The sequence below is a fragment of the Cellulomonas rhizosphaerae genome, assembly GCF_003470205.1.
GTDB classification, from domain to species: domain Bacteria; phylum Actinomycetota; class Actinomycetes; order Actinomycetales; family Cellulomonadaceae; genus Cellulomonas; species Cellulomonas rhizosphaerae.
In genome coordinates this window covers 21,916-35,220 of sequence record NZ_QWKP01000196.1, presented here as the reverse complement: position 1 = coordinate 35,220, position 13,305 = coordinate 21,916, and the positions used below count along the sequence as shown (strand labels likewise).

The window sequence follows — 13,305 nt, the reverse complement described above, 5'->3', positions numbered from 1 at the left end:
GGCCGGCTCGTCAGGAGCCGGCCGCCGGGGCTGACGCGTCACCTCACGGGCGCGGCGAGCTCTTCTCGGTCTCGCGCGGGTCGGTCACGACCGAGTCGCCCAGGACGGAGTCGATCCGCGCCAGGAGCTCGGCGGGGATCGTCACCCCGGACGCCTTGACGTTCTCGGCGACCTGCTCGGGCCGCGAGGCGCCGATGATCGCCGAGGCGACGTTCGGGTTCTGCAGCACCCACGCGACCGCGAGCTGCGCCATCGACAGGCCGAGCTCGTCGGCGATCGGACGCAGGTCCTGCACGCGACGCAGCGTCTCCTCCTGCGACAGGAAGCGGCTGATCATCTGCGCGCCGCCCTTGTCGTCGGTGCCGCGCGAGCCCTCGGGCGCGGGCTGCCCGGGCAGGTACTTGCCGGTGAGCACGCCCTGGGCCACGGGGGACCAGACGATCTGCGAGAGCCCGAGCTCGGCCGAGGTCGGGACGACCTCCTCCTCGATGACGCGCCACAGCATCGAGTACTGGGGCTGGCTCGAGATCAGGCGGAAGCCGAGCTGGGTGGCGAGCTCCTGGCCCGCGCGGATCTGGTCCGCGGTCCACTCGGAGACGCCGATGTAGAGGGCCTTGCCCTGGCGGACGACGTCGGCGAACGCCTGGATCGTCTCCTCGAGCGGCGTGACGTGGTCGTAGCGGTGCGCCTGGTACAGGTCGACGTAATCGGTCTGCAGGCGCTCGAGCGAGCCGTCGATGGACTCGAGGATGTGCTTGCGGGACAGGCCCGAGTCGTTCGCGCCCTTGGGGCCGGTGGGCCAGTAGACCTTGGTGAGGATCTCGAGGCTCTGCCGGCGCTCGCCCTTGAGGGCCTCGCCCAGCACGGACTCCGCCTTGGTGTTGGCGTAGACGTCCGCGGTGTCGAAGGTGGTGATGCCCGCGTCGAGCGCGGCGCGCACGCACGCGGTGGCCTGCTCGTTCTCGACCTGCGAGCCGTGCGTGAGCCAGTTGCCGTAGGTGATCTCGGTGACCTTGAGGCCGGAGCGGCCCAGATTGCGGTAGTTGACCATGTCAACAACCCTACGTCGCGCCGCGTGCTCCCACCGCGCGCGAGTGGCTCACTCGGGCTTGGTGCCCCGCTTGACCTGGGCCTTGGGCAGGCGCGTCGGGCGCAGCTGGAACGACCGCATCAGGGAGTACATCACCAGGCCGCGGCCGAGCTTGTCCTCGCCGAACTTGGCCCGCAGGCGCTTGCGCAGGCCGCGCCACATGATGAAGCCGTCGACGATCGCGAAGATCACGTAGGCGTACAGGATGATGACGGCGAGCGCGGCGAGGTCCGGAGCGGAGTTCGCCAGGCTGATCTGCAGCACCAGGAACACGGCGGCGATCGGCAGGAAGAACTCGCCCAGGTTCCAGCGGCCGTCGACGTAGTCGCGGATGTCCCGGCGCACGGGGCCGCGGTGGTTCGGCGGCATCGACCGCTCGTCGCCGGTCTGCATGGCCTGGTACTCGCGGTTGCGGGCCTCGCGCGACGCACTCTTGTTGGCCTTGCCGGCCGACTTGCGGTCGGTCGGGACCAGCGGGCGCTTGTTGGCGGCCTCGGCGTCCTTGCGCTTGGGCGTCGGACGGCCCTTGCCGGTGACGTCGGTCGGGTTCGACTCGTCGCCCGTCGGCGAGGTCGCAGCGGCGGTCACAGGGTCCTTGTCACGTCCGAACACCCCGCAAGGGTAGTCGAGTACCGTGGCGAAGCGTGACCACCGACGACTCCCGCACCGCTGAGCTCCGCACCCGCACCGCCGCCGCGTTCCCCGCGCTCCGCTCCGACCTCGAGGACCTCGTCCGGATCCCGAGCGTCTCGAACGCCGAGTTCGACCAGGCGCACGTGGCGGCCAGCGCCCAGGCCGTGGCGGACCTCCTGCGCGGCGCCGGCATCACCGACGTGCAGATCACCCGCGTCGGTACCGGTCGCCCGGCGGTCATCGCGCGGCGCCCCGGACCGGCCGGCGCGCCGACGGTCCTGCTCTACGCGCACCACGACGTGCAGCCCCCGGGCGACGAGGCCCACTGGCACACGCCGCCGTTCGAGCCCACCGAGCGCGACGGCCGCCTGTACGGGCGGGGCGCGGCCGACGACAAGGCGGGCGTGATCGCCCACGTCGGCGCGCTGCGCGTGCTGGCCGAGGACCTGGCGGTCGGCGTAACCGTATTCGTCGAGGGCGAGGAGGAGATCGGCTCGCCCACGTTCGTCGAGTTCCTGCACGCGCACCGCGAGGAGCTCGAGGCCGACGTCATCGTCGTCGCGGACTCGGCGAACTGGGCCGTCGGCACCCCGGCCCTGACGACGTCCCTGCGCGGGCTCGTCGACTGCGAGGTCGAGGTCGCCGTGCTCGACCACGCGGTGCACTCGGGCATGTTCGGCGGCGCCGTCCTCGACGCACCCACGCTCCTCTCGCGCCTGATCGCGACGCTGCACGACGACGCGGGCGACGTGGCCGTCGCGGGCCTGGTGCACGCCCCGGACCCCACCGTCGACTACGACGAGGCGGCGTTCCGCGCCGACGCCGGCGTGCTCGACGGCGTGCAGCTCGCTGGTACCGGCCCGCTGACCGCACGGCTGTGGACGCGCCCGGCGATCGGCGTCATCGGGTTCGACGCCCCGCGCGTCGCGAGCGCCTCCAACACCCTGACCCCGCGCGCGACGGCCAAGCTCTCGGTCCGGCTCGCCCCGGGCCAGGACCCGGCGGCCGCGATGGACGCGCTGCGCACCCACCTGGTCGAGCACGCGCCGTTCGGTGCGCGCGTCACGGTCCGCGACGGGGAGGCCGGCAAGCCGTTCCTCGCGCCCGCCGACTCGCCCGCGATGCAGGCCGCACGCTGGGCGTTCGCGCAGTCGTGGGGCACCGAGCCCGTGGACATCGGCATCGGTGGGTCGATCCCGTTCATCGCCGACCTGCTCGCGGTGTACCCGTCGGCCTCGATCCTGGTCACGGGCGTCGAGGACCCCGACAGCCGCGCGCACGGCGCCGACGAGTCGGTGCACCTCGGCGAGCTGGAGAAGGTCGTGCTGGCCGAGGCGCTCCTGCTCGAGCGGCTCGCCCGAGTCGACAGCTAGCGCGCGGCGACGTCCACCGCGCGGGCCCAGGCGGCCACGTCGTCGGGCAGCGCGGGGCTCTCGACCGGCGCGCCGGTGATCAGTGCGACGACGTCCGGCGCCGCGACGCGCTCGCCGCCACGGCCCAGGAACCGGCCCGCGACGACGCCGCGAGCGACGTGCTCGCCGTTGCGCGAGAACGACTGCTCGAGGTAGACGACGCGCGCGTCCCAGCCGAGGACGGTCGTCGTGAGCTCGAAGCGCTGGCCGAGCGTGAGCGACCGGCGGTACTTGATCGTCTGGGCGGCGACGACGGGGTACCAGTGCTTCTCGTTGAGCGCCGTGAACGAGCCGAGGTCCGCGAGGAAGTTGCTGCGCCCGACGTCCATGCACTGCAGGTACACGCCGTTGTTCACGTGCCGGTACAGGTCGAGGTCGGTCGGCCACACGCGCATGCGCGTCACCGACGGGTCGAACAGGCCCTGGCCGGGCACGGCCTTGCGGGGGCGGTAGGTGGCGAGCGCCAGCTGCAGGGTGCGGGTCACGAGGCGATGTTACTCACGAGTACGTTCGAGGTCGACGAAGTGCTCGACGACCGGGAACGGCTCGTAGAAGTGGTGCAGCAGCTCACGCCAGCGCCCGTAGTCCGGCGATCCGCGGAAGCCGACCGTGTGCGCCTCGACCGAGTCCCAGCCGACGAGCAGCAGGTATGTGTCCGGCCGTTCGAGGCAGCGGCTGACCCGTGCGCCGCGGCAGCCGGGGACGGACTCGATGATCGGCAGCGCCTGGGCCATGGCCGCCTCGAACTGCGCGGACGTGCCGGGACGCACGTCGAGCATCGCGTGCTCGAGGACGGGCGCGTCGATCATCAGATCGGGGGAGCGGGGTCGTACTGGATCTCGCGGCGGACTGCGCGCGCCACGTCGACCGAGTCGAGCCGGGCGACGAGGTGCAGGGCCATGTCGATGCCGGCCGAGACGCCCGCCGAGGTCACGACGTCGCCGTCGTCGACGTAGCGCGCCTCGTCGTCGGCCAGCACGCTCGGGTCGAACGCGACGAGCTCGTCGAACGCGCTCCAGTGCGTCGTTGCCGTGCGGCCCGAGAGCAGGCCCGCGGCGGCGTAGACGAGAGCGCCAGTGCACACGCTCGTCATGAGCGGCGTCTGCTCGCGCATCTCCCGGACCCACACCAGGTGGTCGGGGTCCGCGGCCAGGGCCCGGGTGCCGTGGCCGCCGGGGTAGACGAGCACGTGCAGCGGGCCGACGTCGGGCGCGGCCAGGTCGGGGACGAGGCACAGGCCCTTGGCGCAGCGGATCCCGCCGCCGTCCCAGGAGAAGGTCACGACCTCGGGGTGCAGCGGCGAGATCTTGGCCCACGCCGCGAGCACCTCGTACGGGCCGACGACGTCGAGCTCCTCGGCGCCGTCGAAGACGAAGATGCCGACACGCAGGGCGTTCCCGGTGCTCATGCTCGTCAGTAGCCCGGCAGGGCGAGCATCTGGTCAAGCGCGACGCGGGCCCAGTGCGCGTCGTCGGCGTCCACGACGATCTGGTTGACCGTACGGCCCGCGACGAGCGACTCCATCGCCCACACGAGGTGCGGCAGGTCGATGCGGTTCATCGTCGAGCAGAAGCAGACCGTCGAGTCGAGGTAGTGCACCTGCTTGTCCGGGTGCGCGGCCGCGAGCCGGCGCACGAGGTTGAGCTCGGTGCCGATCGCCCAGACCGAGCCCGCGGGGGCGGCGTCCAGGGCCCTGATGATGTACTCCGTCGAGCCGACCATGTCGGCCGCGTTGACCACCTCGTGCTTGCACTCGGGGTGCACGAGCACGGTGACGCCCGGCGCCGCGGCGCGGATGTCGGTGACGTTGCGCTCGGAGAAGCGGCCGTGCACCGAGCAGTGCCCGCGCCACAGGATCATCCGCGCGGCCTTGAGCTCCTCGGTCGTCAGGCCGCCGTTCGGCTTGCGCGGGTCGAACACCACGCAGTCGTCGAGCGAGAGGCCGAGCTCGAGCACCGCGGTGTTGCGGCCCAGGTGCTGGTCCGGCATGAACAGGACCTTGCCGGTGCCGTCGACGCCGCCGACCTGGTCGAACGCCCACCGCAGCGCGACGTGCGCGTTCGACGAGGTGCAGATCGTGCCGCCGTGGCGACCGGTGAACGCCTTGATCGCGGCGGTCGAGTTCATGTAGGTGACCGGGACCGTGGACTCCGCGACGCCGGCGTCGACGAGCACGTCCCACGCGTCCTCGACCTGGTCGATCGCGGCCATGTCGGCCATCGAGCACCCCGCCGCGAGGTCCGGGAGGATCACCTGCTGCGTGTCGGACGTGAGGATGTCTGCGGACTCCGCCATGAAGTGGACGCCGCAGAAGATCACGAACTCGGCGTCGGGCCGGGCAGCGGCCTCGCGCGCAAGCTTGAAGGAGTCGCCCGTGACGTCGGCGAAGTCGATGACCTCGTCGCGCTGGTAGTGGTGACCGAGGATGAACGCCCGGTCACCCAGGGCGGCTCGCGCCACGCGGGCGCGCTCGACGAGGTCGGGGTCGCTCGGCGACGGCAGGTCGCCGACGCACTCGACCCCGCGCTCGGAGGCCAGGTCGACTCCTCGGCCCAGCAGCAGCAGGGCCGACGGGGCGGGCTCGGCGAAGCCGGCGGGGGAGGGAGCGGAGGTCGCGGTGCTCACGGCGCGATCTTCCCACACGGCGACCGGCGCGCCACGGGGCCCGTCGGTCGCGGGGCGAGACGTGGCGCATGTCACGATGCCCGCGTGCACGTGCTCATCGCCCCGGACTCCTTCGGCACCGCCCTGACCGCCCGCGAGGCCGCGGCCCGCATCGCCTCGGGCTGGCGCCGGGCCGCGCCGCACGACGAGGTGACCGCGTGCCCGCTGTCCGACGGCGGCCCCGGCTTCGTGGAGACCCTGCACGCGAGCCTCGGCGGCTCCCTGGTCGCCGCGACCGTGGCCGGGCCGCTCGGCACAGCGGTGCCTGCGGCGATCCTGGTCGTCGGCGACACGACCTACGTCGAGACCGCGCACGCGCTGGGCCTCGGTCTCGTGCCCGCCGACCGCCGCGATCCCACGCTGACGTCGACGCGCGGGGCGGGCGAGCTCATCGGCGCGGCGATCGGCACGGGCGCCCGTCGGGTCGTCGTGGGGCTCGGGGGGTCGTCGACCAACGACGCCGGTGCGGGCGCGCTCGTCGGCCTGGGCCTGGACGCGCCGGCCCTCGCGGCGGGCGGTGGCGCGCTCGCCGACGTGGCGGCGGCGGACCTCGTCGGGCTGCGGGAGCTGCGCGAGCGGCTGGCGGGAGTCGAGCTCGTCGTCGCGACGGACGTCGACGTCCCCCTGCTCGGGCTGCAGGGCGCCTCCGCGGGCTTCGCCCCGCAGAAGGGCGCGACGCCCCAGCAGGCGCAGGACCTCGAGGGTGCGCTCGCGACGTTCGCGCACGCGGCGATCGACGCGCTGGGCGACGCTCTCCGTCCCGACCTGCTGGCCGGACCGAGCGGCGCCGGGCGGCGGTTGCTCACCGCGCCGGGCGCGGGTGCGGCGGGCGGCCTCGGGTTCGGGCTCGCGCTGCTCGGCGCGCGCCTGGTCCCGGGCGCGGCCCTCGTGGCCGACGCTGTCGGGCTCGACGAGCGGCTCGCGGTCGCGGACGTCGTGGTGACCGGCGAGGGGCGGTTCGACTGGCAGTCGCTGCACGGCAAGGTCACCACCGGCGTCGCCGCGCGGGCACTCGCGCACGCGGTGCCCGCCGTCGTCCTGGCCGGCGAGGTGCTCGTCGGGCGGCGTGAGCTGTCGGCGGCGGGCGTCACGGCCGCGTACGCGGTCGCCGAGGGGCCCGACGAGGTCGCGGTCGCGCTGGCCGACGCGGGAGGGTCGCTCGAGCGGCGCGCCGAGCGGGTGGCGCGGACCTGGTCGCGCTGAACAGCCTCGGCGTGGTGTGGCGGACGTCATGCGGCATCCGGGCGCAGGAGACGTACGCTGGAACCGGCCGGGAACAATCGCGCGAAGGCGCGTGTTGCCGACCGTGAACGGGGTCGGCGATCGCTGCATCGTGGGACCCGGGCCCGAGCACCGACCGCCAGCACCCAGGAGAGACCCATGAGCGAGACCACCGAGACTGCGACGCACGGCGTCCTCCTCACCGACTTCGCCGCGGACAAGGTGCGCAGCCTCCTCGAGCAGGAGGGTCGCGACGACCTTCGTCTCCGCGTCGCCGTGCAGCCCGGTGGCTGCTCGGGCCTGATCTACCAGCTCTACTTCGACGAGCGCTACCTCGACGGTGACGTCACGAAGGACTACGACGGCGTCGAGGTCATCGTCGACCGCATGAGCGTCCCGTACCTCGACGGCGCCACGATCGACTTCGCGGACACGATCGAGAAGCAGGGCTTCACGATCGACAACCCGAACGCCGGCAGCGCCTGCGCGTGCGGCGGCTCGTTCAGCTGATCCCAGCGACGTGACGAAGGCCCGGCCGATCGGCCGGGCCTTCGTCGTGTCAGCCGATCTCCACGGTGAGCGCGTACTCGCCGTCCGCCTCGGTGCTGGACACCATCGCGTGGCCGCGCATCCGCGCCCACGCGGGCACGTCGTGCACGGCCGCCGGGTCGGTCGCCAGGACGGTGATGTGCGTCCCCGATGCAGCGTCGCGGGCGGCGCGCGCGATCCGGATGACGGGTGCCGGGCAGCGCAGGCCACGCGCGTCGACGACGGTCACAGCCCCTCCACGCCCAGGGCCGAGCGCACGCGCGCGACAAGGCGGGGCAGCGCGTCGCAGAACGCGTCGACGTCGCGCTCGGTGGTGCCTGCCGGCAGCGCGAGCCGCACGTTGCCGTGCGTGAGGACGCCCATCGCCGCGAGCACGTGGCTGGGCTCGAGCGCGCTCGACGTGCAGGCGGATCCGGAGCCGACCGCGAAGCCCTCGGCGTCGAGCGCGGTGACGAGCGCCTCGCCGTCGACGTACAGGCAGGAGAACGTCACGACGTGGGGGAGCCGGCGGTCGGGGTCGCCGACGACGTCGACGTCCGGCACCTCGGCCGCGACGCGGGCGCGGACACGGTCGACGAGCGCGTGCAGCCGCTGCGCCTCCGCCACCCGCCGCTGCTCGGCGACCTGGAGCGCGACGGCTGCCGCGAGGGCCGCAGGCACGCTCACGCCGCCGGGGAACCAGCGGTCGTCGTCCTCGGGGCCGTCGGGGGAGCGGCGCACGCCCCGCCGGGTGGCCAGGACGCCGATGCCGCCCGGTCCGCCCCAGTCGCCCGCGTCCGCGGCCAGCAGGTCCCAGCTCGGCGGGACGGCCACGTGTCCGAGGCTCGCGCCGGCGTCGACGAGCAGCGGGACCCCGGCCGCGCGGGCGGCGACGTGGACCTCGTCGACCGGCTGGAGCGTGCCGACCTCACCGTTGGCGTGCTGCAGCGCGGCGAGCGCGACCCCGGGTGCGGCGACGGCCGCGGCGAACGTTGCCGCGTCGACCCTGCCGGTCGCGTCGACCGGGACGACGAGGCGCGCGTCGCCCGCGACGAACGCCGCGGCGTTGAGCACTGCGGCGCGCTCGACAGCGCCGACGACCACGCCCGACCCGACCCGCCGCCGGCCGCGCGCCACCGACCGGACCGCAGTGTGCAGCGCGGCCACGTGCGACGGCGCGAGATCGATCTCCTCGGTCCGCGCGCCGACGACGCCCGCGATCGCCTCACGGGCGCCGTCGAGCAGCATCCGGGCGCGGCGCCCCTCGGAGAACAGGCGCCGCGGGTCCGCCCAGCCCTGGTCGAGCGCCTCGACGAACGCGGCGCGCGCCTCGGTCAGCAGGGGCGCACGGCCCCCGGCGTCGAGGATCACGCGCCTCGGGGCGCTGCGCGGCGCAGTGGCGTCCGTCACATCGGTGCGCGCGGTGGCGTCGTCGGCAGGAGAGCTCACGGAGGCACGCTAGCCCGCGGGGCCGCATGAGCACGCGCGAGTGCCCGTCCCGCTCGCTCGCCGAGCTGCGGCGGGCCGGTGTGACGGTGCTGACACGGTGTCGCGAAGTCGTGTCCCCGGGGCGAAACCGGCTGGTCGGCGCGCTAGGCTGCACGGGTCGAGGACGAAGGTCCCGGGTGACGGCTGCCTGCCTTGGGTGGCGCGCCAACGGGACGCGAGTGAGAGGTCCCCAGTGCACCCGGACACCCCCCGCCGGAAGCGGCGCACGGCCCTGAGAATGGCCGGCCTCGCAGCCGTCGTCGCGGTCGCCCTCAGCGGATGTTCCGCCGAGGTGCAGCGCGGCTGGCTGCCCGGCAACTCCGACAACGAGATCACGGACCAGACGGGTCGCATCGTCAACCTCTGGGTCGGCTCGTGGATCGCTGCGCTCATCGTCGGCCTCATCACGTGGGGCCTGATGCTCTGGTGCGTCGCCGTCTACCGCAAGCGCAAGGACGACAACGTCCTGCCCGTGCAGCTGCGGTACCACGTCCCGCTCGAGTTCATGTACGTCGTGCTCCCGATCGTCATGGTCGGCGTGCTCTTCTACTACACGAACCGCGACGTCACGGCGATCCAGGACACCTCGACGCCGACCAAGAACCACGTCGAGGTCATCGGCAAGCAGTGGAGCTGGGACTTCAACTACCTCGACGACGACGCCTACGAGACCGGCCAGCACGCGCAGGACGTCGGTGCTGCCGGCACCGGCGTGCTCAAGGACCAGGTCACGCTGTGGCTCCCCGTCAACGAGAGCACCCGTTTCACGCTCGAGTCGCGCGACGTCATCCACTCCTTCTGGGTCCCGGCGTTCCTGTACAAGATGGACATGATCCCGGGCAAGACGAACTCGTTCCAGCTGACGCCCAAGGTCATCGGCAACTACGAGGGCAAGTGCGCCGAGCTCTGCGGCGAGTACCACTCGTCGATGCTGTTCAACGTCAACGTCGTGTCCCGTGAGGACTACGACAAGCACATCGCGGAGCTCAAGGCCAAGGGTCAGGAGGGTTCCCTCGGGCTCGAGTACAGCCGCCTGCAGGACCTCGAGAGCGCCACGCAGGAAGGCAACGACTGATGGCGTACGCCGTTGAGACGATCCCGGGGCTGGCGCCGTCGCGCCAGACGCTGGGCCGCACCGTCATCAAGTGGATCACCTCCACCGACCACAAGACGATCGGGTACATGTACCTGATCACGTCCTTCGTGTGGTTCGCGGTGGGCGGCATCCTGGCGCTGCTGATCCGCGCCGAGCTCTTCACGCCGGGCATGGACGTGTTCCAGTCCAAGGAGCAGTACAACCAGGCGTTCACGATGCACGGCACGATCATGCTGCTGCTGTTCGCGACGCCCCTGTTCGCAGGCTTCGCCAACGTGATCATGCCGCTGCAGATCGGCGCGCCCGACGTGGCGTTCCCGCGGCTCAACATGTTCGCCTACTGGCTGTTCTTCTTCGGAGGCCTGATCGCCGCCGCGGGCTTCCTCACGCCGCAGGGCGCCGCCTCGTTCGGCTGGTTCGCCTACGCGCCGCTGTCGAACACCGTGTACTCGCCCGGGCTCGGCGGTGACCTGTGGGTCTTCGGCCTCGCGCTCGCCGGCTTCGGCACGATCCTCGGTGCCGTCAACTTCATCACCACCGTGGTCACCATGCGTGCGCCCGGAATGACGATGTTCCGCATGCCGATCTTCACCTGGAACATCCTGGTGACGTCGCTGCTGGTGCTCATGGCGTTCCCGCCGCTGGCCGCCGCGCTGTTCGCGCTGGGTGCCGACCGCCGCCTCGGAGCGCAGGTCTTCAACCCCGAGAACGGGGGCGCCATCCTCTGGCAGCACCTGTTCTGGTTCTTCGGGCACCCCGAGGTCTACATCATCGCGCTGCCGTTCTTCGGCATCATCACCGAGATCCTGCCGGTCTTCAGCCGCAAGCCGATCTTCGGCTACAAGGGCCTGGTCTACGCGACGATCGCGATCGCGGCCCTGTCCGTCACGGTGTGGGCCCACCACATGTACGTCACGGGCTCGGTGCTGCTGCCGTTCTTCGCGTTCATGACGATGCTCATCGCGGTACCGACCGGTGTGAAGTTCTTCAACTGGATCGGCACGATGTGGCGGGGCAAGCTCACGTTCGAGACCCCGATGCTGTGGACGATCGGCTTCCTGATCACGTTCCTCTTCGGTGGCCTGACGGGCATCATCCTGTCCAGCCCTGCGCTCGACTTCCAGCTGTCCGACTCCTACTTCGTCGTCGCGCACTTCCACTACGTCGTGTTCGGCACGGTCGTGTTCGCGATGTTCGCGGGCTTCTACTTCTGGTGGCCCAAGATGACCGGCCGCATGCTCGACGAGCGGCTCGGCAAGTGGCACTTCTGGCTGCTGTTCATCGGCTTCCACACCACGTTCCTCATCCAGCACTGGCTGGGCGTCATCGGGTTCCCGCGTCGCTACGCGGACTACTCGCCGGACGAGGGCTTCACGTGGATGAACCAGCTCTCGACGATCGGCGCCTTCATCCTCGCGGCCTCGACCCTGCCGTTCCTCTGGAACGTCTACACGACGTGGCGCAACGCCCCGCTCGTGAAGGTCGACGACCCGTGGGGCTACGGCGCCTCGCTCGAGTGGGCCACGAGCTGCCCGCCGCCGCGGCACAACTTCACGTCGCTGCCCCGCATCCGCTCGGAGCGCCCCGCGTTCGACCTGCACCACCCCGAGGTCGCCGCGATGGACTTCGTCGAGCCGGAACCCACCAAGGGCCCGCTGGACTGGGAGGCGGACCGCCGCGGCGAGACCGAGCTCGCGCAGGAGCGCGTCGCGGATGGCTCGGGCGAGCAGGAGCAGTCCTCGACGGTCATCATCGAGGAGCGCCCCGCGTCCTCGCGTGACGAGGAGGGCGACAAGTGAAGCTCGAGACGAAGCTCTTCCTCTACGGGGTGCTGTTCTTCATCCCCGTCGGCCTGATCTACGGCGTGTGGAGCGACGGCGAGGCCGTCGGCATGCTCGGCATCCCGCTCGTGGGCGGCATGGTCGGCATGATCGGCGCGTACTTCGCGCTCCTGTCGCGTCGCATCGACCCGCGTCCCGAGGACGACGAGCACGGCGAGATCGAGCAGGGCGCCGGCGACCAGGGCGTGTACTCGCCGTGGAGCTGGTGGCCGCTGGCCATCGGTGTCGCCGGGGCCGTCACGTTCCTCGGCTTCGCGGTCGGCTTCTGGCTCTCGGGCATCGGCGTCGTGCTGGGCATCATCGCCCTGGTCGGCTGGGTGTTCGAGTACTCCCGCGGGCAGCACGCGCACTGACCTGGATCATCACGAAGGCCCCTACCGGTTCCCGGTGGGGGCCTTCGTCGTCCGTGGTGCGGCCGGCGTCAGGACGGCCGACGCGAGGAGCGCGAGCTTGTCCGCGGCGTCGCTGCCCGCGTCAGGGTGGTAGACGACGAGCAGGAGCCCGGAGGTGTCGCCGATCCCGAGCTTCTCGCGGTTGAGCCGCAGCTCCCCGACCTGAGGGTGGTCGAGCAGGACAGGCTCGCCCTCACGGCCGCGCACGTCGTGCCGACCCCACAGCCGGCGGAACTGCGGGCTCGCGAGGGACAGCTCGCCCACGAGCTCGACCAGGCGTGGGTCGTCGGTCTCGGTGCCGACCGACTGGCGGAAGCCCGCCACGAGGTGCTCGGTGGCCTGTGACCAGCTCGGGTAGAGGTCGCGCTCGGCGGGGTCCAGGAAGACGTCGCGCAGCCGGTTCGCGCCGGCGACGAGGCGGGGCGACAGCGCGGTCGCGAGCGCGTTGGCGGCCAGGACGTCGAAGTAGCGCCCCTCGACGAACGCGGGGAGCGGGAGGGTCTCGACGAGCCGCGCGATGCCGGGCGGGACGACCTCGCGCCGGGGGCGCCGACGCGTGCGCCGTGGCTTGTCGGCGCCGAGCCCGAGCAGGTACGCGGTGCCGTCGCCGTCCAGGCGGAGCACCAGCGCGAGCGCCTCGAGGATCTGCACCGAGGGGTTGCGGTCACGGCCCTGCTCGAGGCGCAGGTAGTAGTCGGCGCTGATGCCCGCGAGCATGGCGACCTCCTCGCGCCGCAGACCCGCCACGCGGCGCACGCCGAGGACCGGGATGCCGGCCTGCTCGGGCGTGACGAGCTCGCGGCGGGCGCGCAGGTAGTCGCCCAGGGAGTTCTGCGCGTCGCTCATGCGCCCACGGTAGGCCGGGGGAGCGCTGGGCGCCTGGTCCTGTCGCACCCAGGATCGCCGGGGCCCTGGCTGCCCGCGCACGGTGGCCGAAGAC

The 13,305-nt window shown here is 72.3% G+C and carries 15 protein-coding genes; 6 read left to right on the top strand and 9 right to left on the bottom strand.

Annotated elements, in window-relative coordinates:
- Positions 1–43: 43 nt before the first annotated feature.
- Both D1825_RS10460 and D1825_RS10455 read right to left on the bottom strand, forming a co-directional pair.
- The gene (locus D1825_RS10460) at positions 44–1,051 is read right to left on the bottom strand and encodes an aldo/keto reductase family protein (RefSeq protein ID WP_118767366.1); all 1,008 of its coding nucleotides are present in this window, start codon (positions 1,049–1,051) and stop codon (positions 44–46) included.
- A gap of 48 nt (positions 1,052–1,099) precedes the next feature.
- The gene (locus D1825_RS10455; RefSeq protein WP_118767365.1) at positions 1,100–1,702 is read right to left on the bottom strand and encodes a DUF3043 domain-containing protein; all 603 of its coding nucleotides are present in this window, start codon (positions 1,700–1,702) and stop codon (positions 1,100–1,102) included.
- A gap of 32 nt (positions 1,703–1,734) precedes the next feature.
- Between D1825_RS10455 and D1825_RS10450 the strand changes: the two genes are divergently transcribed.
- The gene (locus tag D1825_RS10450; protein ID WP_118767364.1) at positions 1,735–3,096 is read left to right on the top strand and encodes a dipeptidase; all 1,362 of its coding nucleotides are present in this window, start codon (positions 1,735–1,737) and stop codon (positions 3,094–3,096) included.
- Here the strand turns inward: D1825_RS10450 and D1825_RS10445 are convergent.
- From D1825_RS10445 to nadA, 4 genes are read right to left on the bottom strand one after another with little or no spacing between them, the layout of a single operon-like run.
- Entirely contained in the window at positions 3,093–3,620 is a 528-nt protein-coding gene (locus D1825_RS10445; protein ID WP_118767363.1) for an acyl-CoA thioesterase, read from the bottom strand. The genes D1825_RS10450 and D1825_RS10445 overlap by 4 nt on opposite strands.
- A gap of 9 nt (positions 3,621–3,629) precedes the next feature.
- On the bottom strand, positions 3,630–3,944 hold the full coding sequence (locus D1825_RS10440; RefSeq protein WP_118767362.1) for an antibiotic biosynthesis monooxygenase family protein: 315 nt from the start codon (positions 3,942–3,944) through the stop codon (positions 3,630–3,632).
- Positions 3,944–4,543 (bottom strand): DJ-1/PfpI family protein, encoded by a 600-nt coding sequence (locus D1825_RS10435; protein WP_118767361.1) that lies wholly within the window; start codon positions 4,541–4,543, stop codon positions 3,944–3,946. Before D1825_RS10435 ends, D1825_RS10440 begins: the two co-directional genes overlap by 1 nt.
- Positions 4,544–4,548: 5 nt before the next feature.
- Positions 4,549–5,760, bottom strand: coding sequence for a quinolinate synthase NadA (gene nadA / locus D1825_RS10430; protein ID WP_118767368.1), 1,212 nt, complete (start codon positions 5,758–5,760; stop codon positions 4,549–4,551).
- An 84-nt stretch (positions 5,761–5,844) separates the two neighbouring features.
- Between nadA and D1825_RS10425 the strand changes: the two genes are divergently transcribed.
- Both D1825_RS10425 and erpA read left to right on the top strand, forming a co-directional pair.
- Positions 5,845–7,002, top strand: a complete 1,158-nt coding sequence (locus tag D1825_RS10425) for a glycerate kinase family protein (RefSeq protein WP_233549811.1) — start codon at positions 5,845–5,847, stop codon at positions 7,000–7,002.
- A 177-nt stretch (positions 7,003–7,179) separates the two neighbouring features.
- Positions 7,180–7,530: an iron-sulfur cluster insertion protein ErpA gene (gene erpA / locus D1825_RS10420; RefSeq protein WP_118767360.1), complete on the top strand. Its 351-nt coding sequence runs from the start codon at positions 7,180–7,182 to the stop codon at positions 7,528–7,530.
- 49 nt (positions 7,531–7,579) lie between these two features.
- Here erpA and D1825_RS10415 read toward each other — a convergent pair whose 3' ends face one another.
- A complete protein-coding gene (locus D1825_RS10415) occupies positions 7,580–7,798 on the bottom strand; it encodes a sulfurtransferase TusA family protein (protein ID WP_118767359.1) in 219 nt (72 codons plus the stop codon).
- Complete coding sequence (locus tag D1825_RS10410; protein ID WP_118767358.1) at positions 7,795–8,958, bottom strand: cysteine desulfurase family protein; 1,164 nt, start codon at positions 8,956–8,958, stop codon at positions 7,795–7,797. The genes D1825_RS10415 and D1825_RS10410 overlap by 4 nt, the downstream gene beginning before the upstream one ends.
- 271 nt (positions 8,959–9,229) lie before the next feature.
- Between D1825_RS10410 and ctaC the strand changes: the two genes are divergently transcribed.
- The 3 genes from ctaC to D1825_RS10395 are packed head-to-tail and all read left to right on the top strand — an operon-like array spanning position 9,230 to position 12,326.
- Positions 9,230–10,111, top strand: coding sequence for an aa3-type cytochrome oxidase subunit II (gene ctaC / locus D1825_RS10405; protein ID WP_118767357.1), 882 nt, complete (start codon positions 9,230–9,232; stop codon positions 10,109–10,111).
- Entirely contained in the window at positions 10,111–11,931 is a 1,821-nt protein-coding gene (gene ctaD / locus D1825_RS10400) for an aa3-type cytochrome oxidase subunit I (RefSeq protein ID WP_118767356.1), read from the top strand. The genes ctaC and ctaD overlap by 1 nt, the downstream gene beginning before the upstream one ends.
- Positions 11,928–12,326 (top strand): cytochrome c oxidase subunit 4, encoded by a 399-nt coding sequence (locus D1825_RS10395; protein ID WP_118767355.1) that lies wholly within the window; start codon positions 11,928–11,930, stop codon positions 12,324–12,326. Before ctaD ends, D1825_RS10395 begins: the two co-directional genes overlap by 4 nt.
- A 21-nt stretch (positions 12,327–12,347) precedes the next feature.
- On the opposite strand, the gene D1825_RS10390 is transcribed toward D1825_RS10395, so the two are convergent.
- Positions 12,348–13,211 carry a helix-turn-helix domain-containing protein gene (locus tag D1825_RS10390; RefSeq protein WP_118767354.1) on the bottom strand — a complete coding sequence of 288 codons (864 nt, stop codon included), beginning with the start codon at positions 13,209–13,211 and terminating at the stop codon, positions 12,348–12,350.
- Positions 13,212–13,305 lie beyond the last annotated feature (94 nt).